At 41.9% G+C, this 26,939-nt stretch carries 23 protein-coding genes; 14 read left to right on the forward strand and 9 right to left on the reverse strand.

The genetic code is table 11. From position 1 onward, the window contains the following. Positions 1-3: 3 nt before the first annotated feature. Together OO016_RS04065 and OO016_RS04070 are read right to left on the reverse strand one after the other, a co-directional pair. On the reverse strand, positions 4-579 hold the full coding sequence (locus OO016_RS04065) for a fasciclin domain-containing protein (RefSeq protein ID WP_266011054.1): 576 nt from the start codon (positions 577-579) through the stop codon (positions 4-6). Positions 580-585: 6 nt separating this feature from the next. Beyond that, the gene (locus tag OO016_RS04070; protein ID WP_266011056.1) at positions 586-1,095 is read right to left on the reverse strand and encodes a c-type cytochrome; all 510 of its coding nucleotides are present in this window, start codon (positions 1,093-1,095) and stop codon (positions 586-588) included. A 118-nt stretch (positions 1,096-1,213) separates the two neighbouring features. Here OO016_RS04070 and OO016_RS04075 point away from each other — a divergent pair, with 118 nt between their 5' ends. The 5 genes from OO016_RS04075 to OO016_RS04095 all read left to right on the forward strand — a co-directional run bounded on the left by OO016_RS04075 (position 1,214) and on the right by OO016_RS04095 (position 6,072). Then, positions 1,214-1,645, forward strand: a complete 432-nt coding sequence (locus tag OO016_RS04075) for an RrF2 family transcriptional regulator (RefSeq protein ID WP_266011058.1) — start codon at positions 1,214-1,216, stop codon at positions 1,643-1,645. A gap of 525 nt (positions 1,646-2,170) precedes the next feature. Beyond that, positions 2,171-2,347 carry a GIY-YIG nuclease family protein gene (locus tag OO016_RS04080; RefSeq protein ID WP_266011960.1) on the forward strand — a complete coding sequence of 59 codons (177 nt, stop codon included), beginning with the start codon at positions 2,171-2,173 and terminating at the stop codon, positions 2,345-2,347. Between the two features lie 295 nt (positions 2,348-2,642). After that, complete coding sequence (locus OO016_RS04085; protein ID WP_266011060.1) at positions 2,643-3,047, forward strand: DUF6326 family protein; 405 nt, start codon at positions 2,643-2,645, stop codon at positions 3,045-3,047. Positions 3,048-3,205: 158 nt separating this feature from the next. Next, complete coding sequence (locus OO016_RS04090) at positions 3,206-3,922, forward strand: VIT1/CCC1 transporter family protein (protein ID WP_266011062.1); 717 nt, start codon at positions 3,206-3,208, stop codon at positions 3,920-3,922. Positions 3,923-4,668: 746 nt separating this feature from the next. Continuing rightward, positions 4,669-6,072 (forward strand): right-handed parallel beta-helix repeat-containing protein, encoded by a 1,404-nt coding sequence (locus OO016_RS04095; RefSeq protein ID WP_266011064.1) that lies wholly within the window; start codon positions 4,669-4,671, stop codon positions 6,070-6,072. Positions 6,073-6,234: 162 nt separating this feature from the next. On the opposite strand, the gene OO016_RS04100 is transcribed toward OO016_RS04095, so the two are convergent. From OO016_RS04100 to OO016_RS04110, 3 genes are all read right to left on the reverse strand, one after another. Beyond that, positions 6,235-9,099, reverse strand: coding sequence for a M16 family metallopeptidase (locus tag OO016_RS04100; protein ID WP_266011065.1), 2,865 nt, complete (start codon positions 9,097-9,099; stop codon positions 6,235-6,237). Positions 9,100-9,539: 440 nt separating this feature from the next. Further along, complete coding sequence (locus OO016_RS04105) at positions 9,540-10,553, reverse strand: MBOAT family O-acyltransferase (protein ID WP_266011067.1); 1,014 nt, start codon at positions 10,551-10,553, stop codon at positions 9,540-9,542. Positions 10,554-10,958: 405 nt separating this feature from the next. Further along, a complete protein-coding gene (locus OO016_RS04110; RefSeq protein WP_266011069.1) occupies positions 10,959-11,972 on the reverse strand; it encodes a hypothetical protein in 1,014 nt (337 codons plus the stop codon). A gap of 286 nt (positions 11,973-12,258) precedes the next feature. On the opposite strand from OO016_RS04110, the gene OO016_RS04115 reads away from it, so the two are divergent. From OO016_RS04115 to OO016_RS04130, 4 genes are all read left to right on the forward strand, one after another. After that, positions 12,259-13,236, forward strand: a complete 978-nt coding sequence (locus OO016_RS04115; protein ID WP_266011071.1) for a formylglycine-generating enzyme family protein — start codon at positions 12,259-12,261, stop codon at positions 13,234-13,236. A gap of 6 nt (positions 13,237-13,242) precedes the next feature. Next, positions 13,243-14,559, forward strand: a complete 1,317-nt coding sequence (locus tag OO016_RS04120) for a Gfo/Idh/MocA family protein (RefSeq protein ID WP_266011072.1) — start codon at positions 13,243-13,245, stop codon at positions 14,557-14,559. A 1-nt stretch (position 14,560) separates the two neighbouring features. Beyond that, positions 14,561-15,475, forward strand: coding sequence for a hydroxypyruvate isomerase family protein (locus tag OO016_RS04125; protein ID WP_266011074.1), 915 nt, complete (start codon positions 14,561-14,563; stop codon positions 15,473-15,475). Between the two features lie 81 nt (positions 15,476-15,556). Then, on the forward strand, positions 15,557-16,030 hold the full coding sequence (locus OO016_RS04130) for a cupin domain-containing protein (RefSeq protein WP_266011076.1): 474 nt from the start codon (positions 15,557-15,559) through the stop codon (positions 16,028-16,030). 68 nt (positions 16,031-16,098) lie between these two features. Here OO016_RS04130 and OO016_RS04135 read toward each other — a convergent pair whose 3' ends face one another. Together OO016_RS04135 and OO016_RS04140 are read right to left on the reverse strand one after the other, a co-directional pair. Further along, a complete protein-coding gene (locus OO016_RS04135; RefSeq protein WP_266011078.1) occupies positions 16,099-16,614 on the reverse strand; it encodes a hypothetical protein in 516 nt (171 codons plus the stop codon). Between the two features lie 206 nt (positions 16,615-16,820). After that, positions 16,821-19,232, reverse strand: coding sequence for a glycoside hydrolase family 3 N-terminal domain-containing protein (locus tag OO016_RS04140; RefSeq protein ID WP_266011080.1), 2,412 nt, complete (start codon positions 19,230-19,232; stop codon positions 16,821-16,823). 58 nt (positions 19,233-19,290) lie between these two features. Here OO016_RS04140 and OO016_RS04145 point away from each other — a divergent pair, with 58 nt between their 5' ends. Together OO016_RS04145 and OO016_RS04150 are read left to right on the forward strand one after the other, a co-directional pair. Next, entirely contained in the window at positions 19,291-20,043 is a 753-nt protein-coding gene (locus tag OO016_RS04145) for an NUDIX hydrolase (protein ID WP_266011082.1), read from the forward strand. Between the two features lie 82 nt (positions 20,044-20,125). Continuing rightward, positions 20,126-20,965 carry an alpha/beta fold hydrolase gene (locus OO016_RS04150; RefSeq protein WP_266011084.1) on the forward strand — a complete coding sequence of 280 codons (840 nt, stop codon included), beginning with the start codon at positions 20,126-20,128 and terminating at the stop codon, positions 20,963-20,965. A 51-nt stretch (positions 20,966-21,016) separates the two neighbouring features. Here OO016_RS04150 and OO016_RS04155 read toward each other — a convergent pair whose 3' ends face one another. Further along, positions 21,017-21,508, reverse strand: coding sequence for a hypothetical protein (locus OO016_RS04155; protein ID WP_266011086.1), 492 nt, complete (start codon positions 21,506-21,508; stop codon positions 21,017-21,019). Positions 21,509-21,721: 213 nt separating this feature from the next. Here OO016_RS04155 and OO016_RS04160 point away from each other — a divergent pair, with 213 nt between their 5' ends. Continuing rightward, entirely contained in the window at positions 21,722-22,486 is a 765-nt protein-coding gene (locus OO016_RS04160) for a hypothetical protein (protein ID WP_266011088.1), read from the forward strand. 98 nt (positions 22,487-22,584) lie between these two features. Here OO016_RS04160 and OO016_RS04165 read toward each other — a convergent pair whose 3' ends face one another. Beyond that, positions 22,585-22,932, reverse strand: coding sequence for a hypothetical protein (locus tag OO016_RS04165; RefSeq protein WP_266011090.1), 348 nt, complete (start codon positions 22,930-22,932; stop codon positions 22,585-22,587). A 156-nt stretch (positions 22,933-23,088) separates the two neighbouring features. Here OO016_RS04165 and OO016_RS04170 point away from each other — a divergent pair, with 156 nt between their 5' ends. Continuing rightward, entirely contained in the window at positions 23,089-23,943 is an 855-nt protein-coding gene (locus tag OO016_RS04170; protein ID WP_266011092.1) for a glycoside hydrolase family 16 protein, read from the forward strand. A 109-nt stretch (positions 23,944-24,052) separates the two neighbouring features. After that, entirely contained in the window at positions 24,053-26,938 is a 2,886-nt protein-coding gene (locus tag OO016_RS04175) for a hypothetical protein (protein WP_266011094.1), read from the forward strand. The last annotated feature ends 1 nt before the right edge of the window (position 26,939 follow it).

The raw sequence follows: 26,939 nt of genomic DNA on the forward strand, positions 1-26,939 counted from the left end.
TATTTATTCTTGAGGGGGTAACATAACTTTGTCTACTACATGGATAATTCCATTGCTCGCCGGGACACTGGCTATTATTTTGGCGCCCCCCACATAGACATCATTTCCCTTTACTTCAACAGTTACTTTCTGGTCATTAGCCTGCCCCAGGTTTTTGAATTTTTTGAGAAAATCCTTGTCATATTTTCCCGGGGTAACATGATATTTCAGGATATTGGCCAGGGCATCCTTGTTCTCAGGCTTCAGCAGGTCTTCAACTGTGCCTGCAGGAAGTGCATCAAAGGCTTTATTGGTAGGGGCAAAGACCATAAGCGGTCCCGCATTGACCAATGCATTTTCCAAGTCGGCTGCCTGTACCGCTGCTACCAGCGTAGAATGGTCCGAAGATTTCACAGCAATATTCAGGATGTTAGGGGAAGAGGTGTCATCTTCGATAAAGGCCTGGCCCTGTTCTTTACTCACCTCAATACCTGAACTTGTATCGGACGATGAGGATCCTTTGGAGTCGGTTTTACATCCAAGAATTAAAAGGCCCATCAAAAGGACAGACCATAAAATAAGGTTGTTGATTGTTTTCATGTCTTGTTATTTAAGGGTTCTGAAATATTCAAGTACAGCACGTGCCTGCTCTTCCGTAAGGCCCTGGTTTGCCATGGGAGAGCCATTGAATTCAATCAGGAGTTCTTTTGCCAACGGGTCTTCCTTGACCATTTTCTCGGGTACCAGGATCATATTCATAACCCATTCCGGAGTCCGGCGTTCCAGAATACCGTTTGGGGCTGGCCCGATAAATTTTTTGCCGATTCTGTGACAGGCCAGACACATCTGGTTATAGACGGCTTCACCTTGCGCTGCCATTTCGGAATTGATCTCATCGCCGAGGTTCACCAAAGTGATGGGTCCCACGCCCTTGTTGGTCAGATCAATTCGCTCAGAGGCTTTGACACCTGTGGATTCCACTGTTGATTTCTTAGTTTCGGATTGGGAACTTTTACGTTCAATTTTAAATCCTTCGTCTTCTTTCTCTTTTTTCTCACCACATCCCAAGGTTAAAAGGCTGAGGAAAAAGCAAAAACTAATTAGTTTCATTTTCATTTTTAGGGTATTTAACAGGACAAATGTATGCAGTGCGATTTGTTCGAAATATGATTTATATCATAAAAAGGATAAAAACATCTTTTTATCCATAAAAAAAATACGCTACCTTTGATTTATGATTTCTAATTCTGCCAAATACGCCATTAAGGCAGTTATTTATCTCGGACTGCATTCCAGTAAATCCAATAAAATCTTGACTCGTGAGATGTTTGAAGAGATACGGGTTTCTGAGTCCTATCTGGCCAAGATTCTGCAGCAGTTATCACGCAGTGGAATTATTTCTTCTACCAAAGGCCGCAACGGGGGATTTTACTTATCTGCAGAAAACACTGAACATTCACTTATGGATATCGTTCGTGTGATAGATGGCGATAAGTCTATCGCTTCCTGTATTTTGGGGATCAATAATTGCGACATGGATCACCCATGCCCTTTACACGATCTGGTAGGGAAAGGAAGAACAGAGTTTAACAGTACCTTGGAGAATACCAATTTGAAGGATATCATTTTTAAGTTGCAGGGAAAGGATGTTTATTACCCTTTATAATTTAATGACGTCATTTTTAAATAAATGGTAAACAAGGTGAATTAGGGTAGCACCTTTATGCTCTGAAACAATAGAAGGGTTATGAAATTAATTATTTTAAGGTTCAATTACAATGTAGGATGTAAACTGCGATGTGCTCTAATAAGGTCTGGATTATGGTATATTAAAGATTCCGTTACATCATAGAGTTTACGGGCATCTTCATAGAATTGGTTCGAAAATAGTAATTCAGGGGGAGCAAGAAAGTAGAGCGGAGCTCACTTCATTGCTACACCAAAGCCATCCACAAAAGTGGGTGGCTTTTTTCATGAAAAAAGTTGGGCGAGAGGTCTATCCCCCGTAGTGAGCTTTAGCGAACGGCGGAGGAAGCCCAAGAGGGGGAGCCAAGTAGTAGAGCAAAGCTCACTACTTGGCTATGAAGTGAGATTACTCTACTTCATGGCCATATGATTTTAAACCCATGCATTTCGCGTGGGTTTTTTATTTTATGCAATTCCATTTCAGGTTAGCCTAGTACATTTATACATGGTACTTCCGTATTGTGTTTATGTATTACAAAGCCAACGAGATTTATTGCTCTATCATGGCTTTACCACTAATCTTAAGAAAAGAATAATTGACTACAATAGAGGAAGAACCAAAAGCACATCAAAAAGGGGACCTTTGAAACTTATCTATTGTGAATTCTTTATCAATAAATAAGATGCTAGAAGACGAGAAAAATATTTCAAGACATCTCAGGGAAAACGTATGCTAAAACTGTTACTACGAAATACACTTTCAGATATTAAATACCCGAACACTCGCTCATATCTGTGGTAAGATAAATGAAATCTTACAGTGAAAATCCCAACATATTTTAGTATTATCAAGAAAATAATTGTAATGAATAGCTATTTTGGTAGGGGCATTACATGTTGTACACCATTTGATACAAATACCTCACATCAGTTAATTCACGGAAAATGATAATCCATCATATTTGAAAACTGTAAAAATGAATCTGGACAGAAAAGTATTACTTTCAACATTATGGATATTTGCTGTTCTTAATTATCTATACGCAGATATTCTTAGCTTAATGAATCCTACTCGACTTCATGAATTTATGAATGGTGTGGTAGGAGGTATGACTATCACTCCTGTGTTTTTGTTTATTGGTGGTGTTTTGATGGAAACGGCAATTGTGATGGTTTTGTTTTCAAGAGTTTTAAACTACAAATGGAATAGGATAACAAATATTATCGCAGGAATAATACATACTTTGGCAGTTTCAGCTTCACTGTTTGTAGGAACTGCTGAAATGTTTTATGTCTTCTTTGCAATTATAGAAATTGTTACGACATCTTATATTATTTTCCTTGCCTGGACTTGGAAAGAAAATTACCCAAAAGTGAATTAATAACGAACGCACAACAACGCATATACCCTATACCAGTTCTCATACACAAAAAATGAGTAGCCTTAAATAAACTAATTTTTTGTGTAATCCAGGTTTGTCCAGAAGCAGGCACAGGGTATTTTAACGACCGTTGTGTGTAATTTAGACAATCAAAAGAGATGACTAAAAAAGCGGATATATTAGATGATTATTTGGCGCCTCATTACATTAATCGCAGTAATTGGTTAAGAGCGGCGGTATTGGGAGCTAATGATGGAATTTTGTCCACCGCAAGTATTGCGATTGGTGTTGCTGCTGCGAGTGATGTAAGAGAACCTGTGATTTTGGCTACTCTAGCTGGACTAGTTGCCGGTGCCCTATCTATGGCAGCTGGAGAATATGTTTCTGTAAGTTCGCAAACAGATGTTGAAAAAGCCGACATACAACGTGAAATAGATGAACTTAACCAAATGCCTGAAATTGAATTACAAAGACTTGCGGAAATTTATGAAAAAAGAGGTCTGAAAAAAGAGACTGCCAGAATAGTAGCCAAGGAATTAACGGAACATGACGCGTTAGGCGCACATGTAAGAGATGAATTAGGGATAAATGAGATTAGTCAAGCAAAACCCATTCAAGCTGCATTGGCGTCTGGAGCGGCATTTACAGTAGGTGGATTACTTCCATTTTTGGTAACACTCTTCATTCCATTAAAGAGTATGGAATATTCACTTTATGGATTTGCACTTTTTTTTCTAATAATTTTAGGTGCATTAGCTGCTCGAGCAGGGGGCTCAAGTATTGGTAAAGCAATTCTTCGAATTACTTTCTGGGGAACTGTGGCAATGGGACTGACTGCATTAGTTGGTTATTTGTTCAATGTAAATGTTGGATGAAAAACTACACACAACAATGTGTATAATTCATTGTGATTTAGTGCCACACTAAAACAATGGAAGCAATATTCTTAATGATTGGTCCCGGGCATTGAAGTCGATTTTTCCATTCAAGGAAAATGTGGTCTAAAGCACGTAATCAGAAATTTTCAAGTGGCAATAATGGCTGTTTTTTGTGCATTAAACTTGAGTAAGGGGTTAATCTATAGTTAACTTGAAAAAGGCCTTTAGGGATTAAATAAAGACTACATTAAATGTTTAGCAATCAAGGTCCTGGCACTTAAGGTATGCACCTTAGATTTTGAAACCAGTCAGGGTATATTACTGCAATCAAATAAGCAAGTCAGGCTGGGTTTTATCTGCGAAGTCGAGTACGGTGGACACATACTACGAGGTGTTTAAAAGACGCCTAAATCGTCAATCAGGTGGTATCAGTTATCCAACGGATAAAGCTTTTGGAATATGGACCTGGACTTGTATGAGTCTGGATAAAGCAAAGAAGAAACTACTCGAACTCCGTCCTGCTGAAGTTGATAGGCATTTCGACTTGTATTCCAAGCCAGGGAAGAAATACAACTGAAACAACCCATGTTCATTTATGATTTTACGTGTATGATCAAGATCATTGACAGGTAGGATCAGAGCGTGTACTTTTAAAAGGCCTTAAGCACAGGCAGGGACTTTCGTTCAAAATCAGCTGACCTTTATCACTTCATTTATAAACAGCATAAAAAAATTCTTAAATTATGAAAACAACCAAAAAACTACCCATTTGGTTATTGCTTATCGCATTCATTACATCCTTTACGCTAAGTAATTGCACCAATGAACACGACATTTTACTAGAAGATACTATGGACCTTGTTGCAGTTTCGGCAAAAACCATAAATGCCGATATAGTAGTTTCTCCTAGTGGGGACACTTCAGGTGTCACTGATTTTGCTGCAATTCAAGCGGCTATTGAATCCTTACCTCCTGGGGGAGTTCTGTTATTGGAAAGCGGCACTTTTTATATTAATCGTATGATAGTTTCATTCGGATTTGAAGGCACAATCAAAGGAATGGGAAAAGACAAGACGGAAGTAGTTGGGGTTGGTAGCGACGCTAATCCTTTTTTCGGTTTTAGCTTAATTGTCCTGGTTAGCCCTTCCGGCTCTTTAGAAGTGTCTCATATGGCCTATTCTTTAGTAGATGGATTCAGAAATGATGGGCCAGATGGCAATTTAGGGGTGTTTATCATAACCTTTTTATCGGAGGATGGAACAGACACAAATTTTGACAATCTTAGATTAACCGGAACTGATGCTACTGCCGATGTTCCCTCCTGGTTGTTAACACAACCTTACCAGGGAATAATTGTAGAAGGAAATTTTGCGAATTTCCCTGAATTTACAAGTGGTGGTCACCATATGTTGACCAATTCTGATTTTTCAAAGCAAGGGGTTCAGGCTACATTATACCAAGCCTTTAATGGAGCCAGTATAGAGATCTATAACAACTCGTATAAAGAAGTAAAGCAGACGAATTATCGATTTATGGCAGGATCTAGTGTAATTATTGAGAACAATTACATGGAGACAGTAGCATTTGGCGCCATTGTAGTTACCCAGGAATCTGAACCTGTCCTAGGAAACCCAAATAAAATACTGATTGAAGGAAATGAAGTTAAAACAGCTGGATTCCTGCCAATTGAAATTGGCCCAACGCCCAATGCGGAAGCAAAATTTAAAGTCTCAATAAAAAACAACAGGGTTACCAATTTAGGTTTTGATCCAACGCAATTTGGTTTACCGAATCTTGCCGGTATTTCCATATTTGAAGGGAATAATGAAGCCATAGTGAGAAATAATATCGTTAGGGGTGAAGCATGGTTCGGTATTTTAAATGAAACAGATAATAGCACGTTCGTTGGAAATAATTTGGAAGGGATATTCACTTCCGATGCTGACTATTTATTATCCGGAGATAACAATACTTTGGTAGGTATTGGAAATAGCACCATATTAGATCTTGGAAATAATAATATTTATACCGGAATGCAAATGCTGGATGGCGCTTCGATGGCTGAAAATATAAAGGCCGCAATGAAGAAAAGAGATGAACTTTTATCCCCTTACACGAATTTAGAATATCTCCAAACCTTGGAATAATACAATTAAACTAACAGCTGGGCATTGCAGGATAGCAACCAAAATTAGCTGTTGTCACTAACTCAAAACCCCTTATCTGACCTCAAGGATAGGGGGTTTAATACATCAAAGTATTACTTTACGCTATTGGTGAAGTCCGGGTTGGGATATTCGAACTATTTTTCACTTACGCGCTGAATCCTGATTAATGAGAACCGGTTCTCCAAAACCCAGTTCCTTCATTCTTTCCAATTGAGTGGCCGCATCTCCAACAACCAACCAATACATTTTGTTGGGGTTTATATATTTTGCTGCGAGATTTTTTACTTCTTCTACGGTCATTTCATTGATTATTGCTTCTTGTTGCTTCAAATAATCAACAGGCCAATTATATTTTCCAACATTTTCCAACATATTCAATTTAGCTCTTGCCGTTTCAAAAGCTCTTGCATTACCTTTAATCAGAGCACTTTGGGTTGTTTCCAGATCTTGAAACGAATAATTAGGCCCATATTCTTCCAGAATGTTCTTTATAGCCTGGGAAGCCTCCAGGGTAATATTTGATCTTACATTACTCCGTATGGCAAATGTCCCGGACAAGTCGCCGGAAAAGTAAGAACCAATACCATACGTATACCCTTTCTTTTCCCGTAATTCCTGGGTGAGCTGTGACGCAAAGCCTCCACCACCCAGAATGTAATTCATTACTACCGCTGGGTAATAATCAGCATCGGTTTTGGTCAATGCAGGGTATCCAATAAACAAAACAGATTGCTTCGCATTAGGCACGTCATAAAAGTAGACTGTTGAATTTTTGGGTGTAGCAGATATTTTGGTCTTCGGGATTGTGACTTCTTTCATTTTCCATTCCTTCTGAAGCGAGGACAAGGAAGAAATTGCTTTCTCCTGCGATATGGAACCTACAAAATAAAACTTTGCCACATTAGGTGCCAGAAATTTGTCATAGTAATTTTTTAAATCTGCCATCGTGACTGATTCAATACCCTTTTGGTCGCCAAGGCTATTCTTTGAAAGTATATTGTCCTTACCATATATAAGAATATCGAAAGTGTTCGAGGCGATGGTATTCGGATTGGCTTCCTGTTGTTTCAAAGCGTTTATAACCTTTTGCCGCACCAGCTCCAGTTCTTCATTATCCCACCTTGGTTCTGTGAGGATTTCCTGAATTAGATCGATTGTGGCTTCATAGTTTCGAGCCAATGTTGTTGCCGAAATTCGAATCTCGTCTTTTCCAGAGCTAACACGAATACTGGCACCCAATTGCGCAATTGCATTTTCAAGTTCTACCGGGGTTTTTGTTTCGGTTCCTCTTGTCATCATTTCAGCCACCATATTGGCTACACCCACTTTTTCAGGACTATCCAACAATTGGCCACCATCAATTACCAGATTCATCTGTATTAATGGTACTTCGTTACTTTCAATACCCAGGACTTCTAATCCATTGGTCAAAGAAGCCTGCCAAACTTCCGGTATTTTGACACTTGGTGGTGAACCATAGGGAGGTTCTACAGATCGGTCAAAAGAGGATGGGGTTTTCTCATAAGAAGCTTCAAGTGAAGGATCAAAACTATTCTCTGCACCGAGTACAATAGGCTCTTCAACCACATTGGCCTTAACCGAACCTTCAAGCGCTAATAAAGCGGAGGACTTTGGTACAAAGCTCGTTGCCACATAGGGTTGGTCTTTGATGTATTTTTCATAAACCTCTATGACATCTGCCGATGTGACTTCCTGAATTTTCCTGATATCTTCATTAATGTAACCCGGGTCATCGGCAAAGATATTGTATTGGGCCAGTTGAAATCCTTTGCCCAGTACGCTGGACAAACTACCATAAAAGTCTGCCTCTTGTCCTGCCTTGATGCGGTCCAAATCCTGCTCTGAAATACCTGATTTTTCGAATTGATTAAAAGCTTTGTTTATGGCAGATTGCACAGAATCCAGGTCAATTTCTTCGAATGCTCTAATGCTTAACTGTGCCTGCCCTGCTAACTCCGAGTTTCTGCTAAACATTCGAACCTCGCTGGTAAGCCTAAGGTCGTTAACGAGTACCTGGGTAAAAGGGGCTTTCTTACCTTCTGTAAGATACTTGGTAAGAACAACCAAAGGATAATAGTCCTTATGATATAAGGGTACTGTGGGCCAGGCAACCGTAAGCTCAGGCAATCGGGCAAAATTATCTTCATGATAAAACTTCATAGTCTTATTAATCACCGCCGATTGCTTTGGTTGCTTCGCAACTTCTTCTCCTCTGGGGATTTCGTTAAAATATTTTTCCACCCACTCCTTTGCTTGCGCGGGATCAAAATCTCCTGAAATAACCAGAGTTACATTATTAGGCCCGTACCATTTCCTGTAAAAATCTTTTACATCTTCCAGTGTGGCATTTTGTAAATCCTCTAATGAACCAATAACCTGCCAGTTGTACGGATGACCTTCTGGATACAAAGCTTTATCTATGACATATTGTGTATGTCCGTAAGGCTGATTGTCAACTCTCAAACGCTTTTCGTTTTTGACTACCTCTTTTTCTTTGGCCAATACAGGCTCTGTTACGGTGTTGATGAACCAACCTATTTTATCTGCCTCTGCCCAAATCATTTTTTCAAGGGCATCACTGGGTACAGTCTGAAAATAATTAGTGCGATCCCTGGAGGTTGAGCCGTTAGCTCCCGAACCGCCTATCCGTGCACTTAACTTATCTAATCCTCCTTTGCCCAAATTTTCAGATTCCAGGAAAAGTAAATGTTCAAAAAGGTGCGCAAAACCTGTTCTGCCCGCCTTTTCTCTGGCTGAACCCACATGAGCGGTCAGAGCTACTGCTACAACTGGATCTGTGCGATCGATGTGAAATATGACATCTAAACCATTGTCCAATTCAAACTTTTCATATTCTATTCTAAAGTCACTTTGGGAGTTATCTTCACCATTTTGACATGCCGACAATATCAAGGCCAGAAGACAGAAAGCATTTCTCTTCAAATTTTGGAACTGCGACTTTCGGAAAGAATCAAAAATTTTCATATCGCTTGATTTTGGTTTAATAGGCTCTTAATTCAGAAAATATAGTTCTATTACAATTATTCCTTTGGGGCCCTGAACTTACAAAATATTTGATTATATCTCGGTCTTTATTGGTTCAACACTATATCAGGGTTTTTGTTAATGCATGACCTTTATTAAAGACCAAAAAAAGGAAGGCTAGGATTTTAAATCCGAGCCCGCTGCGGGAGTGTATCAAATCTCAATTGACACGCTTGCCAGTTTTATCGATATATAAATATTTACCTTATCTATTCTTCGAACTTATGTAATACCATTTTCAAAAGGTTCTTTATCAGATAATAATTGACGCCAAAAAAGATTCTCTCTTCATAAAACCTGTTATGTGGCCCACCCAGTGCCAGGTCCGGCGGGGGATATTTCTTTTTACTCGCGACCGGAACCTTTGGGGCTAAACGGACTTAAAACTGAAAATAAATGAATTGCTGTCCGGTAGTTTGCACAATCATTAAACCGAATAACATGATACCCCATACCACCACCATAAGCCATTTGGGCGTTTGCTCTATAACCCCCACCAATGATCTGTTTCTCATGGCAAAATGTGAAATGAACACCAATGTCATAAGCAACAGTACGAGGAAAAGATAGTTGCTTGTAAGGATAGCCTCTTCTCCTTGCAGAAACAACATTGACATAATGAGATTCCATGCAGATTCGAAACTTGTCGCCCTAAAAAAGACCCATGTAAAATTAACCAGGGTAAATGTGGAGAACGCCAGCAAGAGTTGTATCATCAGATGGTTTGTGCGGATAGTGAAATAATTTTTTAGCCAGCGCTCCGTGATAAGATAAAATCCATGCAAAAAGCCCCAGGCAACAAATGTCCAGGCAGCACCATGCCATAACCCACCCAGAAGCATGGTCAGCATCAGATTGATGTATGTTCTTCTGGCCCCCTTTTTATTGCCGCCAAGAGGGATATATAAGTAATCCCTCAACCAGGTTGAAAGCGAGATATGCCATTTTCGCCACAGTTCAGAAAATCCGATACTGCCGTAAGGATACCTGAAGTTATCCGGCAAGATGATCCCAAGCATTTTTGCAATCCCAATGGCACATAAGGAATATCCAGCAAAGTCGAAAAATATTTGACCCGAGAATGCCAGAACGCCTGTCCATGCATCTAATGGCATTAACTTATCATTGGATCCAAAGACGGCATCCGAGACGGGGCTTAGTAGTGAGTCAGCAAATATGGTTTTCTCAAATAATCCAATCGTTAATAACATCAAGCCCATAAAAAACTGCGCCTGATTGGCACGCTTCGGTTCGTAGAACTGTGGTACCAATTCGTCTGAACGTACAATTGGACCGGCCACCAGTTGAGGGAAAAAGGTCACATAAAGCGCAAAATCAAGAAAGGTCTTAGCAGGCTTTATTTTCTTGTAATAAAGGTCTATGGTATAAGACATGGTCTGAAAGGTATAGAATGATATACCCATCGGTAGCAGGATGTCTAATTTGGGAGGCGTGTAGCTGATCGAAAACAGTCCCAGGAGCATATTGAAATTTTCAAGCAGAAAATTACCATACTTGAAAAAACATAGAAACCCCAGGTTAACAAAGATACTTAGCAACAACCACAGTTTTCTCCTGGATGGATCCGTGATCTTCGCCATTTTATTACCTGCCGTCCAATCGACTAGCGTTGATATCCACAACAAAAGTATTAAGGGAGGATTCCATAAGCCATAAAAAATATAGCTTGCGACCAGTAACATAAATTTTTTCTGCTTCCAGCTCAAGGGAACCCAGTAATACAAGAAGAGGACAATCACCAAAAAGACAACGAATCCTGTAGTATTGAATAGCATAGGTTAAAGAATTTTGTCTTTTGATAATTGATTTACAAGGAATTTGGTGTATTCGTCAGAATCTTTTCGATTCAGGTGCGACCATTCGGGGGGTATCATATCTTTAGTTTCCTTGAAATCTTCATAGGAATACCCTACGCAGTTGCATTCATCGATCAACCGGTCCCAATATTTTTCTCTAGGAAAATGCTCGGCTTCTTCTGTTAAATACCAGTCGGATACCGGAGGTCTGATAAATACTACTTTTCCACCTCTTGCCTGGAGTTTATGAGCCAGGGACACATAATGATTTATAATCACATCCACGCTATCCACAAACCGGTTTTTAAAATCAGGATTGTACCAAATATCAGTTTGTGCTTTTATCATTGCTGAATCCTTTTCAAAAAAAGGATTCATTCGTATGTTGCGATATTTATCCATGGCTACCATAGGCGGCCATACCGGCGGATTGTTGATAGAATCCCTGTTAGGCAGGATGAAACGTGACTCAATGATATTTTTGAGGCTTAAGCTTTTATTCAAAAATGACAGCGAAGATTCATACAAATAGAAAATTTGCTGATTGAAGCGCTGGGCATAGGTTCGGTTGTAGAAATGATCAACGAACTTTTTTCCACGATTGGCACCCCGACCACTCCGAATTGTATAGAATAAACCAGGTGCGGAGCTTACGATTAATGTGCCGCTGAAAGAGGTTTCATTGACAATGTCTTCCATTGGAAAGAATGGAGAGCTGCCCGGATAAGCCAGCATCAAGGGTCTCCTGCCGGTCAGGGAATCCCATACATGTATATTGATGTCAAAATGACCCCTGGAGGACCCCAGGATTACAATGTCTTTGCTATCAAGAGCAGGAACCTGTGCTCTTTGGTCAGCCCATATATCAAAACTTTCCAACTCATGACTGCGAGGATATTTCTCTATCTCCCTAAAATAATATTCATAAGGGACGATTAAAATCAGGGCAAATAGCAGGCTTGCTAAAAATGTTCGGACGTTGAGTTCAGTTTTCATAGTTCTAAGGGACAAGCATCACTGCTATAGGTGGTATTATCAGAATGGAAATACTTTATATGGCCGATAAACAAGTCCGAGCATATTATTTTTGAAAAAGATACTAATAAAGTCGATATCAACTAGGTTTCTTTTTCCTAATTGATAACATTATTGGGAATGGGCAGTCCTTTTCCCACCCATTTGCTAAATACGGCATTCTATCCTATCCTACTGTTTCAACATATTTTTTAATTCCTTTTTTTAACCTGAGGCATAAACAGTGAAAATTTAGTACCTTATTTTCATGATAAAATATCAGGTAAGGTACTTGCTTCTTTTCTTGTTAATGGCCCAGTTTGGCTTTGGACAAGAAAACTATACCCAGCAACTTCCCGGTACTACTGAATCCTTGTCGATGGTTTACATTCCCGGAGGGACATTTGAAATGGGTAGTGCACCTTCAGAAGAAGGACATCTGCCTGACGAAGCACCTCAGCATCAGGTAAGTATTGCTCCGTTCTGGATGGCCGAATTTGAAATTACCTGGGATCTCTATAATCTTTTTGTGGAACGCAGCATTGACTCCTATCAAAAGGAGGGATCTCCCGGGCAGGAAGTGAAGCTGGATGTGGATGCGGTTTCCGGCGCTTCAACACCTTATATCGACATGAGCTTTGGAATGGGTAAAGATGGGTATCCTGCCATTTGCATGACACAATATGCTGCAACAAAATTTTGCGAATGGCTATCCGCTATGACCGGTAATTTTTATCGTTTGCCCACCGAAGCCGAATGGGAGTATGCCTGCAGGGCAGGTACCGCAACAGCCTATTCGTTTGGTGAAACTGCTGACAACTTATCCGAATACGCCTGGTTTAAGGATAATGCCAGAGGTTCTTACCATAAGGTGGGAGAAAAAAAGCCAAACCCATGGGGGCTCCACGATATGCATGGTAATGTTGCGGAATGGACCTTAGATGCTTACGATGAAACCACCTACAGCACCCGAAAAAAGAAAACTAGTGACAATCCCTATCTAAGGCCCACAAAAACCTATCCACGCGTAGTTCGTGGTGGTTCCTGGATGGATAGCCCTGGTGCTTTGCGCAGTGCTGCCAGAAGGGGATCGTCAAAAAAATGGAAACAACGCGATCCGCAAATCCCCCAAAGTAAATGGTGGCATACCGATGCTCCGTTTGTAGGTTTTCGCGTGGTGCGCCCCGTGGAAACACCAGGCCCGGCAGAACAAAAGAAATATTGGAATTACTCAACTGAGAAATAAATCACAATGAAACAACAAAAGAACTCCCGAAGAAGTTTTATTAAAAGTTCCACCCTTGCTGCAGGTGGAGTACTAACCGCTCCAATCCCCTCGGATTTTATGACTCCTGTATGGAGTAATAAAAAATTAAAACTGGCCTTAGTTGGTTGTGGAGGCCGTGGTTCCGGGGCTGCCGTCCAGGCATTAACTGCAGATCCTGACGTTGAACTTGTAGCCATGGCAGATGCTTTTTCCGATCGCCTGGAAGGAAGCCTTAAAGCGATTCAGGAGCATTTTGATGGGGAAAAAGACATTAAGGTGAAGGAACAGCATCGCTTTGTTGGCTTTGATGCCTATAAAAAAGCAATTGACATGGCCGATGTAGTGATCCTCGCCACGCCACCGGGTTTTCGACCTTACCATTTTGAATATGCTATCAATAACGACAAGCATGTTTTTATGGAAAAACCGGTAGCTACAGACCCTGTTGGGATTCGAAAGGTTTTAGCTTCCGCTCAGCTGGCCAAACAAAAGAAACTGAATGTAGTCGTTGGGCTGCAGCGCCGTTACCAGCAGAAATACCTCAGCCTCCTGGAACAGGTACAGGGAGGGGCCATTGGGAAGATTCGGGCCGGACAGGTCTATTGGAATGATGCAGGGGTGTGGGTACGGAAACGGGAACCCGGACAAACTGAATTGGAATACCAAATGCGCAACTGGTATTACTTCAACTGGTTGTGCGGAGACCATATCCTGGAGCAGCATATCCACAACATTGACGTGGCGAACTGGTTTATTGGGGAATACCCGGTAGAAGCCCAGGGCATGGGTGGCCGTCAGGTGCGCAATGGCATCGACCACGGAGAAATATTTGACCATCATTTTGTAGAGTTTACCTATCCGGGAGGGGCTGTGATTTCGAGTCAATGCCGACATCAACCCGGTACCATGAGCCGTGTGGATGAAGTTTTTCAAGGCACCAAAGGGAGCATAACACTTGGGAGCGGACTAATTCAGGATCTCGAGAATAAAACCCTGTTCCAATATCCCGGAAAGTGGGGGGAAGATCCCAATCCCTATCAGGTAGAACACGACCGTTTGTTCGCTTCCATTCGAAATGGAGGGGTAATTGCAGATGCCGAAAATGCGGCTAAAAGCACACTAACTGCCATTATGGGACGGATGGCAACCTATTCAGGAAAGAAGGTAAGCTGGGAACAGGCACTTAATGCAAATTATCAGCTAGTGCCGGAAAGCATGAGCTGGGAAAGTACTCCGCCAGTACTCCCGGATGAAGAAGGGCGTTATGCAATTCCACAACCAGGAAAAACAACTTTTGAATAATATGGACAGAAGAGTATTTACTGCAATGACCACGGCAGCGGGTTTAGGGCTAAGTGTTCCCGGATTATGGGCATCCACAGGGAGATCAGCTAAATCCTATCGCTATAATCTGAATTATGCCCCTCATTTGGGTATGTTTCAAGAGTATGCGGGAAAAAACCCACTGGATCAGCTTCACTTTATGGCCGACCAGGGGTTTACAGCTTTTGAAGATAATGAGATGCGTCAACGCCCTGTGGAATTGCAAGAGCAGATGGCAAAGGTTATGGAGGAAAGGGGGCTTAGAATGGGAGTCTTTGTAGCCCATACCATTTATTGGAATGAACCCAACCTGGCCAGTGGAGATTCGCAAAAGCGTGAGGAATTTTTAGCAGAGATCAAAGCTGCCATTCCCGTAGCAAAACGCGTGAATGCCAAATGGATGACTGTAGTGCCCGGGCATATGGATCTACGACTTAATATGGCCTATCAAACGGCAAATGTTGTTGAAACACTTAAACAAGCCAGTGCAATCCTTGAACCCCATGGGCTGGTAATGGTCCTGGAACCCCTAAATTTCAGAAATCATCCTGGCTTATTCCTTTCGGAAAGTCCGCAGGCCTACGCTATTTGCAAGGCGGTAGATTCCCCTTCCTGCAAAATACTCTTTGACATTTACCACCAGCAGGTACAGGAAGGAAACCTGCTGCCCAATATTGAAAAGTGCTGGGATGAAATAGGGTATTTTCAAATTGGGGATAACCCCGGAAGGAAAGAACCCACTACTGGAGAGATCAATTACAAAAACATCTTTAAATACATATATGATAAGGGATACAAGGGTATTTTGGGCATGGAGCACGGAAATTCCAAAGCAGGTAAAGAAGGTGAACTTGCCGTAATTCAGGCGTATCAGCAGGTAGATCAATTCCTGTAATGAACATTTAAGAACAATATAAAAGGTATGCCATCACAGTGTAACCATTTTTTGTTTTAAATTGATTTCAAAATTATACCAATGAAGAATTTATTAGTTGCCGTATTCCTATTACTGCCTTTACTTAACTATGCTCAAGATTCAGACTATTCAATAACCTCTTATTTAGATGAAGGCACTAAGGCTCCTAACACCCATTATATCGGTGAGGCCTGGTTAAACCAATTACTCAGCGCAGAAGGAGATTTAAACTATAATATCACCAAAGCAACTTTTAAAGCAAATTCCACGTTGGACTGGCACGAACACTCCTCCCCTCAGGTTCTAATTATTGTAGATGGAGAAGGATATTACCAGGAAAGAGGAAAGGAGCCTGTTCGAATGAAGACAGGTGATGTTATCAAATGCAATAAGGAAACAGAACATTGGCATTCATCCTCCAAAGAAAGTGATGTTACCTATTTGGCACTCTACGGAGGAACCCAACCCACTACATGGACTGAAGTATTGAGTCAGGAGGATTATGACCGCGTGGCCGAAAGGTTAAAGAAATAAGTGCCTGTTAAGGTTTATCTAAGGCCCGGATTTCAAATCCGGGTCTTCCGTTTCCAGTTAATCATAATTTACTTGAGGGCAAAACTTCGCAGTTCGGAAATATAGGTGTTGTATATGCTTGTATCTCCATTTATCTCAAATTTCCTACTACCTGTACCAATTAGCGCACCAATAATTGCCCCTTGTACACCAAAGAAAATTGCACCACCATAGACTGTTTCTTCGCGTGAAGGTGAGTAACAAAACCACCCTTCACAATCGTTACTACTGCTATATGAGGCATTACCGATGACTGCACCCAGTAGTGCACCTCCGGAAGCTCCAATTAATGCACCTCTGCCCACACGACCACTTCTTCTAAGCTTTATTAATGTAATAGACCGGGGATCGATGGTCATTACAGTATCCACGAGATTTTTATCCATTAATAACAATCCTTCTTCACTGACGCCATATAGGATTCCTTTAACCCGGGTGTCGTTGTTTAAGGTAACTTTCGCTTTGTAGAACTTTACTTTCTGTGCCTGTAGAGATGACAAGGCAAATAGAAACATAAGAAGGGCGATAATCGAAATTGTTCTCATGGTTTCAGTATTTCCAGTTAAATTATTTCTGATTTTGTTGCCCTAAAGTAATCTCCAATTAAGATATAAGCATCCAGCTTTTTGATCGTATTATAATTCCGGATGCTTTAAAAGGTGAAGGTATTTCTGTATGATGAACTATATACTGTAAAAGGCTCGTATTTTAAATACGAGCCTTCTTTATGGGCATCATACCTATTTACCAATTATAAATCGATTTCAGTGGTTTGTCTAATATCCCTTGACGAAACCCCCACCTCCAGTCGATACGTACCGGGTTCCAGGGTCCAGTCGGAAACGCTTTCGTCCCAATAGCGCAGATCCTTGATATCCAGAGGCAATACCAGGGTCTGACGTTCTCCCGGAGCCAGTTCCCGGGTTTTTCCAAAGGTTTTTAGTTCACGAACAGGCCGGTCTATCTGTGTATCGGCCTTGGACACATACAGCTGAACGACCTCTTTTCCTGGCTTGTTCCCCGTATTCTGAACGGAAAGGGTCAGTTCCACGCGATCATCAAAGAGCTCTGTCTGCAGTGAATCTAATTGAAAGGTGGTGTATGAGAGTCCGTAACCAAATGGGTAGGAAACCTCAAGACCAGCCTTGTCAAAGTGCCTGTAGCCCACATAGATTCCCTCTTCGTACCGCGTATAATCCTTATTTGGGACTTTTTCTTCCTCAGGCTTTTCACCGTCTGTTACCAGCATTTTCCATAAATCAAAGGGCTCTCCGTCCAGAGGGAAATTGGCATTGGATGCATGATCGTTCAGGTTAACGGGAAAGGTCATTGGGAGTTTTCCACTGGGCGTGATCTTACCAGTTAATATATCGGTTACCGCATTGCCACCTTCCTGTCCGCCCTGCCAGGCTAATAAGATAGCATCCGGAAGTTCTTTCCAGGAAGCCGTTTCGATCACCCCGCCAATATTCATTACAACAATTACTTTTTTATTCTCGGCATGGAATATTTCGCAAATAAGCATCAAATTATCCATTTCCGTTTGCGATAAAAGGAAATCATCTTTTTCCACTCTGTCGCCTCCTTCCCCGCTGTTCCTTCCAATAGTCAGGATAGCTACATCTGACTGTGCGGCAATCTCCTTCAATTTTTCTGCTGTATAATTAATTTCCGGTGGATTGTAGGGGTTGGTCATGGCCTGCAATCCTTCCGGCTTAACGAATGCTTCCTCGTTGGCCGACCTGTGCTGTTCAAATACGGATTTGGCCACATTGTTGATTCCAAACCCTGCATTGGTAAGTCCTTCCTCAAGGGAAACCGTGTAGGCCTCATTCACATCACCTGAACCGGTTCCTCCAGCAATAAAATCATAGGAAGTAACGCCTAGTAAGGCTACATTCCGGATATCTGTAAAAGGAAGTGCCCCCTGGTTTTTAAGCAGTGTAATACCCTCCGCGGCGGATTGCCTCGTGATCCGGGCATGGGTCTCAAGGTCCGGGTTTTCACTGTAGCTGTAATTTTGCATTTTTTTGGATTCAAGGATCAGTCTTAATATCCTTTCAGCGGAGGTGTCTATATGATCCATGGAAAGCCGCCCTTCTTCCTGGGCTTTGATAAGTGCCTTCCACTGCTGTTTAGTACCAGGCTCCAGTAGGTCGTTCCCCGCACTGATCATGGCCGGAGCATCCTGACCACCAAACCAGTCGGTCATCACTAAACCTTCAAACCCCCACTCATCTCTTAACAAACCGGTAAGAAGAGCCCTGTTTTCTGCTACGTAGGTACCGTTTACCTTGTTGTAGGAAGACATGATGGTCCAGGGCTGGGCCCGTTCTACGATGATTTCGAATCCTTTCAAATAGATTTCACGCATGGCTCTTTCCGATACCAGTACGTCATTATAATTCCTGTTGGTTTCCTGGTTATTGGCCACAAAGTGTTTAACAGAGGCGCCCACACCATTGCTTTCGATCCCATTAACCATGGCGGCACCCATATATCCCGTTAATACAGGGTCCTCTGAATAATATTCAAAATTGCGGCCACAAAATGGATGGCGGTGAATATTCGCTCCAGGTCCGAGAATGACGTCTACCCCGTATTCCACGGCTTCATTGCCCATCGCATTACCAACTTGCTGAACTAAATCTAAATTCCATGTGGAAGACAGCAATGTAGCTATAGGGAATGCAGTACAATAATAGGTCCTGTCTTCTCCTTCCCGAGTGGGTTCAATGCGCAAGCCTGCAGGTCCGTCACTCAAGTTAATGGAGGGGAGCCCAAGTCTTGGCGTAGCCACAATGGTCCCCACAACTCCGGGAATTCCTTCTCCGGGGTCTACCTGGCCCAAACCGGAGGCCATCCCGGATCCTTTAAGCAAATGGATCTTTTCGTCTGTGGTCATCTGGGAAAGTATATCGGCGACGCGTTCTTCTGTAGATCGACGATTGTCTTCATACACATCCAGCTTCCCGTTTGCATTGCGGTCCAGGAAGGTGTACCCCTCAATGGTTAGTTCTTCAAAATCCCGCTTTTCAACATAATCATCTTCAAAATCCAGGAAACTGGATCGCAGATACCACCAGCCAATCAGACCGGCAACTATAAGCAACAGTATTATACCTAACAACACTTTTAATGCAATCTTAAAACCTTTTTTCATGGTAAAATATATTTGTGACAAAACGACACAAATATACTAATTATTTTAATGTGGCAAAATGACACAAATATGTTATTTTTGTAGCATGGACCTGCAGGAATTTCTCGAAGAAGGGGATAAACTATTTTTACCCAACCTATCTATTGATCTGGTTATTATTGGATTTGAGGAAGGGCATTTAAAATGTCTGTTACTTAAAATGGGGAACAAATGGCTGCTCCCTGGAGGTTATATAAGGCGGGATCAATCCGTGGATGAGGCCGCCAGAACCATTCTTAAGGACAGAACAAATCTGGAAGATCCCCACCTTCAGTTTTTATCGGTCTTCGGTGATAGCGAAAGGCGCCCCGGACTGGGGTCAGAATGGAAAGATTTTATATTGAATTCAGGGGTGAAATGGGACGAGGGGTATTGGGTAAATGATCGTTTTGTTTCCTTAACCTACTACGCCCTTGTCGATATTAACAAAACCCACCCGACCGTTCATAATTTCGACGAGGCTTATGGTTGGTTCCATTTTGATGCGCTTCCCGATATCTGGATGGATCATGATCAGATTCTTAAAAAGGCCCGTAATCGCTTAAAAGAGGATATAAACCGCGAATTAATCACTCATAACCTGCTACCAGATAAGTTTACCATGCCGGAACTCCACAAGCTACATCAGGCCATTTTGGAAGAAAAACTGGACCGCAGCCGATTCCAAAAAAAGATGTTGGCTAGCGGACTCTTTGAGCGCTTGCCAAAACTACAAAAGGACACCCCGGGTAGAAACCCGTATTTATACCGGCTTAAAAAGCAGGGTGTCTAAGTAGTAAGCAGAGGGCTCGGATTTTAAATACGAGCCCTCTGTCATTATTCTTTGTATCTTATAAAGGCAAGAATTTGTAAATATGAATTATACTAAAGGGAAACCATATAACCCCGGTCTTTTTATTGTTTTGCTTCTGTTTTTCTTGAATTTATCTATTGGACAGGAAATAAAGTTAGGAACTAAAAAGGGGAATTATGTTGAAATCAACAATGCCAAGCTTTATTATGAAATGTACGGGGATGGATCTCCCCTTATTTTGTTACATGGGGGGCTAGGTAGTATTTCCAATTTTAAAGCGGTTATTCCTGAATTATCCAAGCACTTTAAAATATTTGCAGTAGATAGCCCTGGTCATGGCAAATCTGAGCAAATAGATTCATTAAGCTATCAAATTATAGCGGATCATATTGCCGGCTTCATTGATAAGATGCACTTGAGCGATGTTAAAATTGTTGGCTATAGTGACGGCGCAATTATAGGACTACTCGTTTCGAATTTAAAACCCGAAAGAGTTAGTAAATTAATATTTGGTGCTGGCGCATTGGGTCCTGGTAACAGTAAGCCTGAAGGATTGGCTATGCTTAAAAATTTCAGTGCTGAAATGTTGCCTCCTGAATGGGAGAAAAATTACAGGCAAATATCCCCTAATCCCGATTATTGGGATCAGTTCATTGTAGATTCAAAGAACATGTGGTTACAAGAGGTTTGGATTCCTCGTGAGATCCTACCAGAAATCCAAAGTAAAGTACTGGTTATGTTTGGCGACAGGGATCCATTTATTCCTTTAGAGCACGCCATAGAAATTTATAAGCTCCTTCCCAACAGCGAATTGTGTGTTTTACCTGACATTCCTCATGAGTTATTTAATTTTCCTGATATTACCAATCCCTTGATGATTAACTTCTTAGTAAAGGACTAAAAACAGCTGGCTCGGATTTTAAATCCGAGCCAGCTGTTTAGTGTCGTCTTATTATAATGGAATAAATAGCGTAACGCCAACATTATTAGGCAGGTGATAATTTATATTGCTAATTTTTTGCTGGCTTGTACCTAGATATAGCTTGGCGCTTTTTCTTTGTTGCACTTTCTTAGCGTTCCTCCAATGTTCGTTAGCTATAGTGTGTAATAATAAACCAGTAAGCCCTGCTGCACCCCCACCAATAATTAAAATTGCGGGCGTGGAAGAGCCTTCTCCTTCTGTCTCTCCATAAAGTAAACCGTCCACCAAACCATCCGCAATAACACTGGGTATTTCGGTTAATCCCACTACAACACCCGCTACAATACTGGCGCCTCCAACAACAAGGAAAAAGTTCCTGGCTTTTAAATTCTGCTCATATTTTTTCATGTAAAATTCATACGACTTCATAGGGGCGTTATCATCGACCTGGTCTACAACCTGACAATTGACAAGATTTACAGCATAAATGAGGATTAATAGGGAGGTAAAGAATGTTTTCATGACTGTTTTTTGGAATGGAATCCTATAAACTAATCAATGAATAGGCATATCACCATGATCTTGGTCATGTAGTAAATCTGTCTTTTGATAATTAAAAATGTAGTTCCGGACATCTAAAACAGCCATTCGTCCTCAAAAACATCAAAACTATTTTTCTAAAATGTAAATTCTGACGCAACAATTAATAAAACTCAATACTAAAAATTAACCAAAATGAAGAAACTGTTACTATTAGGGTTGGGGCTTTTGATAAGCACCGCCATTTATGCTCAGAGGGGCAACAATCCGGTTTACTGGAATTCCTGGGAGTACACTGCAAAAGAAGGCATGCGCCAGAAATTTGAAGAAGCTGCTGCCAAGAAAACAGCTATGTTTAACAATACTCCGGAAACCGCAATTACTACCTACAGGATCATCACAGGACCCGATACCGGGAATTACTTCCGCGTACAGGGAAATAAATCTGCCGCAGATTATGACCGGGACAGATCCGCCGAGGGAAAATACTGGGAAGACAACGTGGCCAAATATGTTGGTAATGATAAGGGACATGTAAGATGGCAGCGCTTAAATAATGGTTCTTATGATCCCAATCCGGATGACACCTCCTTCTCTAAATACGTTAGCAGAACATTTTATGCCGTAAAGGCCGGAAAGGTGATGCACTTCAGAAGGTTAATGTACAGGATGTCTAAGGTTGCTGAAAAAAGAGGCTGGGATGGAAGGTCTTTATACAGACTGGTAAGTGGTGGAAACAGGAATTTGTTTGTGCAAACAGCTGGCTTTGATACGTACAAGAGGGCGGAGTCAGACAGTCCGGAACCTGACACAACTACAGAAGAAGATTACAATGAAATGTTTGGTTGGGGTTCTTTTGAGGAAGACTGGGACAATTTCAATGCTTCCCTTGAGTACTGGGGAGTACAAAGAGATTTAATGCAACTGGTTCCTGAAATGTCAACAGGGATGATGAACTAATAAATAAAAGGTGCGGAATTAAATCCTCGCCTTATATCATACATTAAATAATATAAAAGCCGCCTGAAAAGGCGGCTTTTTTCATGCAAATCAACTGTTTATAAAACAGTTTCCAGTTCTCCTTCACCCACAGGTTCTTTACCTGTCCTCAGGAATCCCATATTCAATTCCCTGGTCCAGTGGAAGTAAATAGGTTTTTCATTCCTCAGGGTATCCATGATATTGAAATACATGGACATGGGGTACTGCAGATAAACCAGATTGTTTCTGTTGTCAAAATGGTTTTCCGGTAAAGTTTTGCCGTCTGGATGAAAGTTCAACTGTAAAACAAAATCATCATTGTGATAACATTTGATTAGAACGGGAGGGTAAACCCTGTTGGGTTCATCATTCCCGGCCTGAAAATGAATCCAGTATTGGGTAATTTCATTGTCGATAATCCTCATAGCGCCAAGGTTTTAATTAATATATCGGTTCAACAGGCTAAGATCCGCATGTTTTGACAATCATGCTATGACGAGCGTCAGTTCCTTAGGGTTACATAATTTGAGATAAGATCATTACCTTAGAGATCAGTATGCGTTAACCTAATCCAAGGACAGATGAAATCCATTCTATACACCCTGGCTTTTGCCCTTATTTTGCTCGGTTGCCGTTCCAAAGAGAAGAAGGCCGAAGAACAACAAGACACCGTAACTTCAGTCTGGGAAGCCGATTTTTTTGATGATTTCGATACGTTTAATCCTGAGAACTGGCAGGACCAGCGGATCTGGGTAAACAATGAATTACAGTGCTATGTGCCCGATGGGGAGTACGGAACCCGGGAAGTGAGTGACGGTACCTTAAAAATAAAGGTGGTTAATGTTGGAGAAAAGCTCCCCTGTGATAATCTCGATAAACACGGGACGAAGCAGGCAGACACCCAGTATATGGCCGGTCGTATTTGTTCCAAAAATCGAAAGGAATTTGTAAAAGGGAAATGGACTGCCCGTTTGCGGCTCCATGGCAATGGCCAGCCCAGTATGTTTCCGGCATGGTGGTTGTTGGGGGCCCAGAACAATGAGTCTCCGGTACAGGAACCGGATGAAAACGTATGCTGGCCGCTTACAGGATCTGGTGAAATAGACATTTTTGAGCATCACGGGGATGTTAAAAAAGACCATTTTACCACTGGAGCTATAAAGAGCCAGGGGGAATGTGATAAGGGAGACTGGTGGAGTTACCGAAAGGACTTCCCTGCTACTCTGGACGATTTTCACGAATACTCTGTAGAGTGGGAGGGAAGCGACCTGGTATACCGCCTGGATGGCGAAGAGGTTTATCGCAATGTTAGCGAAGGAGATAACTACCCGGAACCCATGTTCGCAATCCTGAACTTTGCCAAGATCACGGATAATCCCATGACCGGGGAATGGGTCATGGAAGTAGACTGGGTGAAACACGAGTTCAGGCAATAAACAGAAAGCGCGGATTTTAAATCTGCGCTTTGTGTTTCTATACATTTCTATTTACTAAGAGCCCCATATTTCTTAACTTTATTAGGCTATATGCTCATCTTCCGGAATTATGGGCAAAACACTCTTTACATGCGCGGCGTTACTGTGTATCTGGTCTTCTGTGGGCCAGAATATGCATGTTTCCTGGTACTCTGCAGCCAATGGACTTCCTTCTGATGAGGTGAGGCATGTGGCTTGGGATACCCTGGGGTTCGCCTGGATTGCTACAGATGACGGACTGGTGCGGTTTGATGGCAGCAGTTTTGAAAGTTATTCCCAGTTTGTTCCCAGTCAGTACGTTAAATATCTTTTGAATACCTCAGAAGGATTGCTCCTTAGTCATGATGCAGGCATAAGCCTACTGCAACCGGCATTGGATACTACGGGGATTTCCCTTTTATACAAATCCTCCATACAGCAAACTGATACCCTTTTGTACTACCCAAACCAGATATTTCTCAGGAGCAATGGTAATATTCTGGCAGGTCAGCCCGGGGGACAGATGCATTACCTTACCGCTGAAGGGATTGAATCTTTTATGCCAGAGTTCTTCCAGGTTTCAGAACGTAGCACAAACCTCTTTTTTGGAGAGGTAGCTGGTCGGCTTTGGATTGCAAGAAGTGATGGATCATTATTCCTGTTCAATGAAAATAACAGGACATTAGAAAAAAAGGCCTCATTCACCGGGATTCAGGATATAAAAACAAAGGAAAATACCCTCTGGGTGGCCAGCGATAAGGTTTACAGCTTACAGCTTAGTCCGGATGGTGCGCGGATCCTTGAAAGAGAATCCTTTCCGTCTACCCCGGGGGAAGTTACTGCACTTGCCCTGGATGCCCAGGAGAACGTATACCTCGGCATTCGAGACAAAGGCTTGTATTATTTAGACCGAACACAGGCAATAAGACCCAATTTTATAAAAATATATGGGAATAATGATCCTCATACCGTAGAGGAGCTCCCTTTCAGAAACATAAATACCATAATAATCGACACCAGTGGAAAACTCTGGGTCTGTTCATCAGAAGGATTGGGGATACTGCAAAAGCGCTTTTTTGAAGGTGTGGGCTCAATTCCCAATGCTAATGCAACCGCTATTTCGATAGCCGAAAATGGTCGGATCTTTGTCAATTTTGGTGATCTCTACCGAATTGAGAGCACGGATTTTGGATATGAAGGGGAACCACTCCCAACAGCTTCTCTGGGCACTATAACATCTCTCACTACCGAGGGAGAACGGTTGTGGACAGGGACTAGTACGGGCAAACTTCACGAACTGGACCAGGATGGGCGATTGCTGAGAACAATAGATCTGGAAGACAGGGGGGAGGGGATATTTTTTCTTGAGGTAGACAGTAATGACCGCCTTTGGTTAGCACAGGCCCCCAAGGATAAACCCCTGCTTGGCGTTGGATGTCTGATGCCTGACGGCTCTTTTATAGAATACGGTGCGGAAAAGGGACTTGATAATCGTATCATATGCATCCGAGAAATCGGCAAGGGTCGTATTTATGCCTCGGGTATTGGCGAGGACACCTACCTATTCCGTTATGTTCCCGAAAAAGACAGCTTTGTTAATCTCAGCCTTGATTTTGATTTCTATACCGGTTTCAATTTTCAGGTGCATGACTTTGCTGTGGATGAAAAGGGGATTATCTGGCTGGCTTCCAGCCAGGGTTTGCTCCGTCACGATATGGAAAGTGTGAGCAAAGTTGATCTCGGTGCTGAGTATGATGATATAGAAATAAAATCTGTGAAAGTATCCGCAGATGGCAGTGTCTGGATATCTCTCGATACGGAAGGAGTTCTTCGTTACACCGATGAAAATACCATGGTTATGAAGGAAGAAAGTGGCCTGCCCAGCAAGGTCATGTCCTACCGCTGCATGGAATCTGATAAGAAGGGACGGTTCTGGATTGGGACGGCTGAGGGGATTGTCTATTCCCTTGAGGAAAATGCAAAACCTGGTATGAGCAGTAGACCATTGTTGGTTTCGGCCACAGTTAATGGAATAGAAAGCCCTTTGAATGGACTACATATAAAGCCGGACCATGAAATTAGTGTTGCTTATACTGCTCCTTCATTCCACGGCTTCAGGACATTTTTCCAGTACCGCATTGATGACAGCTCATGGTCTGATCCGATTTCTGAAACAACCATGAACTTTACAGGAATGACTCCGGGCAATTATGAATTGGCCATCAGGGCGAAAAAGGAAGGGGCCTATTTATGGAGCCAACCAGAACAACTCAATTTTACCGTGAGCCAGTACTGGTATAAAAGCCGGACATTTATCTGGGTTTCAGGATTAATACTGACAGGAATTTTTGTTGTTCTCTTCATCTCTCAAAAACGCAGATTCAGCCTTGTTCTTAATGCTATGAGCCAGGGGTTGAAGGCCAAGGAAGAAGAGGTGGTAAAACAGGAAGCCGATTTGCTTAAGGTTCGCGAGGAGGTTAGGTTAAAGCTAAAGGAGCGAAAAGCCAACCTGCTTGTACTGGAGATCATGCACAGGTTAATATCCAAGATAGGACCCGGAACCAAATGGGATTTTGTACTGGAATATATTTCAACAGACCTATTGAAATTACCTGGTGTAGTGGCATTTGAAATAGGGGTGAGACGGGGTAAACATTTGGAATTTGAAGGGTATTCCGAAAGGGTCCGCGGATTTACATCGGCACGGGTTCCCTATGATCCGGATATTTCCCTTGCAGCTTATTGTATTGCCCACGCAAAACCCTTTTTATTCAATCGGCTGGATGAAGAAGGCCATACGCTTTTAAAGAAAAAAGATACACGCATTGCAGCTTATAAGGCCGCTATAAGTGTGCCTTTTTATATAAATAATACGGAGTCAATTTTAACCGTCTATGCAGATAAGGAGGATCTGTTTGACGAACATATGCGCAAGGCATTTCAAATCTTTGCTTCATATCTCGAACAAATTGTTTAGC

The organism is Lentiprolixibacter aurantiacus (genome assembly GCF_026241225.1).
GTDB lineage: Bacteria > Bacteroidota > Bacteroidia > Flavobacteriales > Flavobacteriaceae > Lentiprolixibacter > Lentiprolixibacter aurantiacus.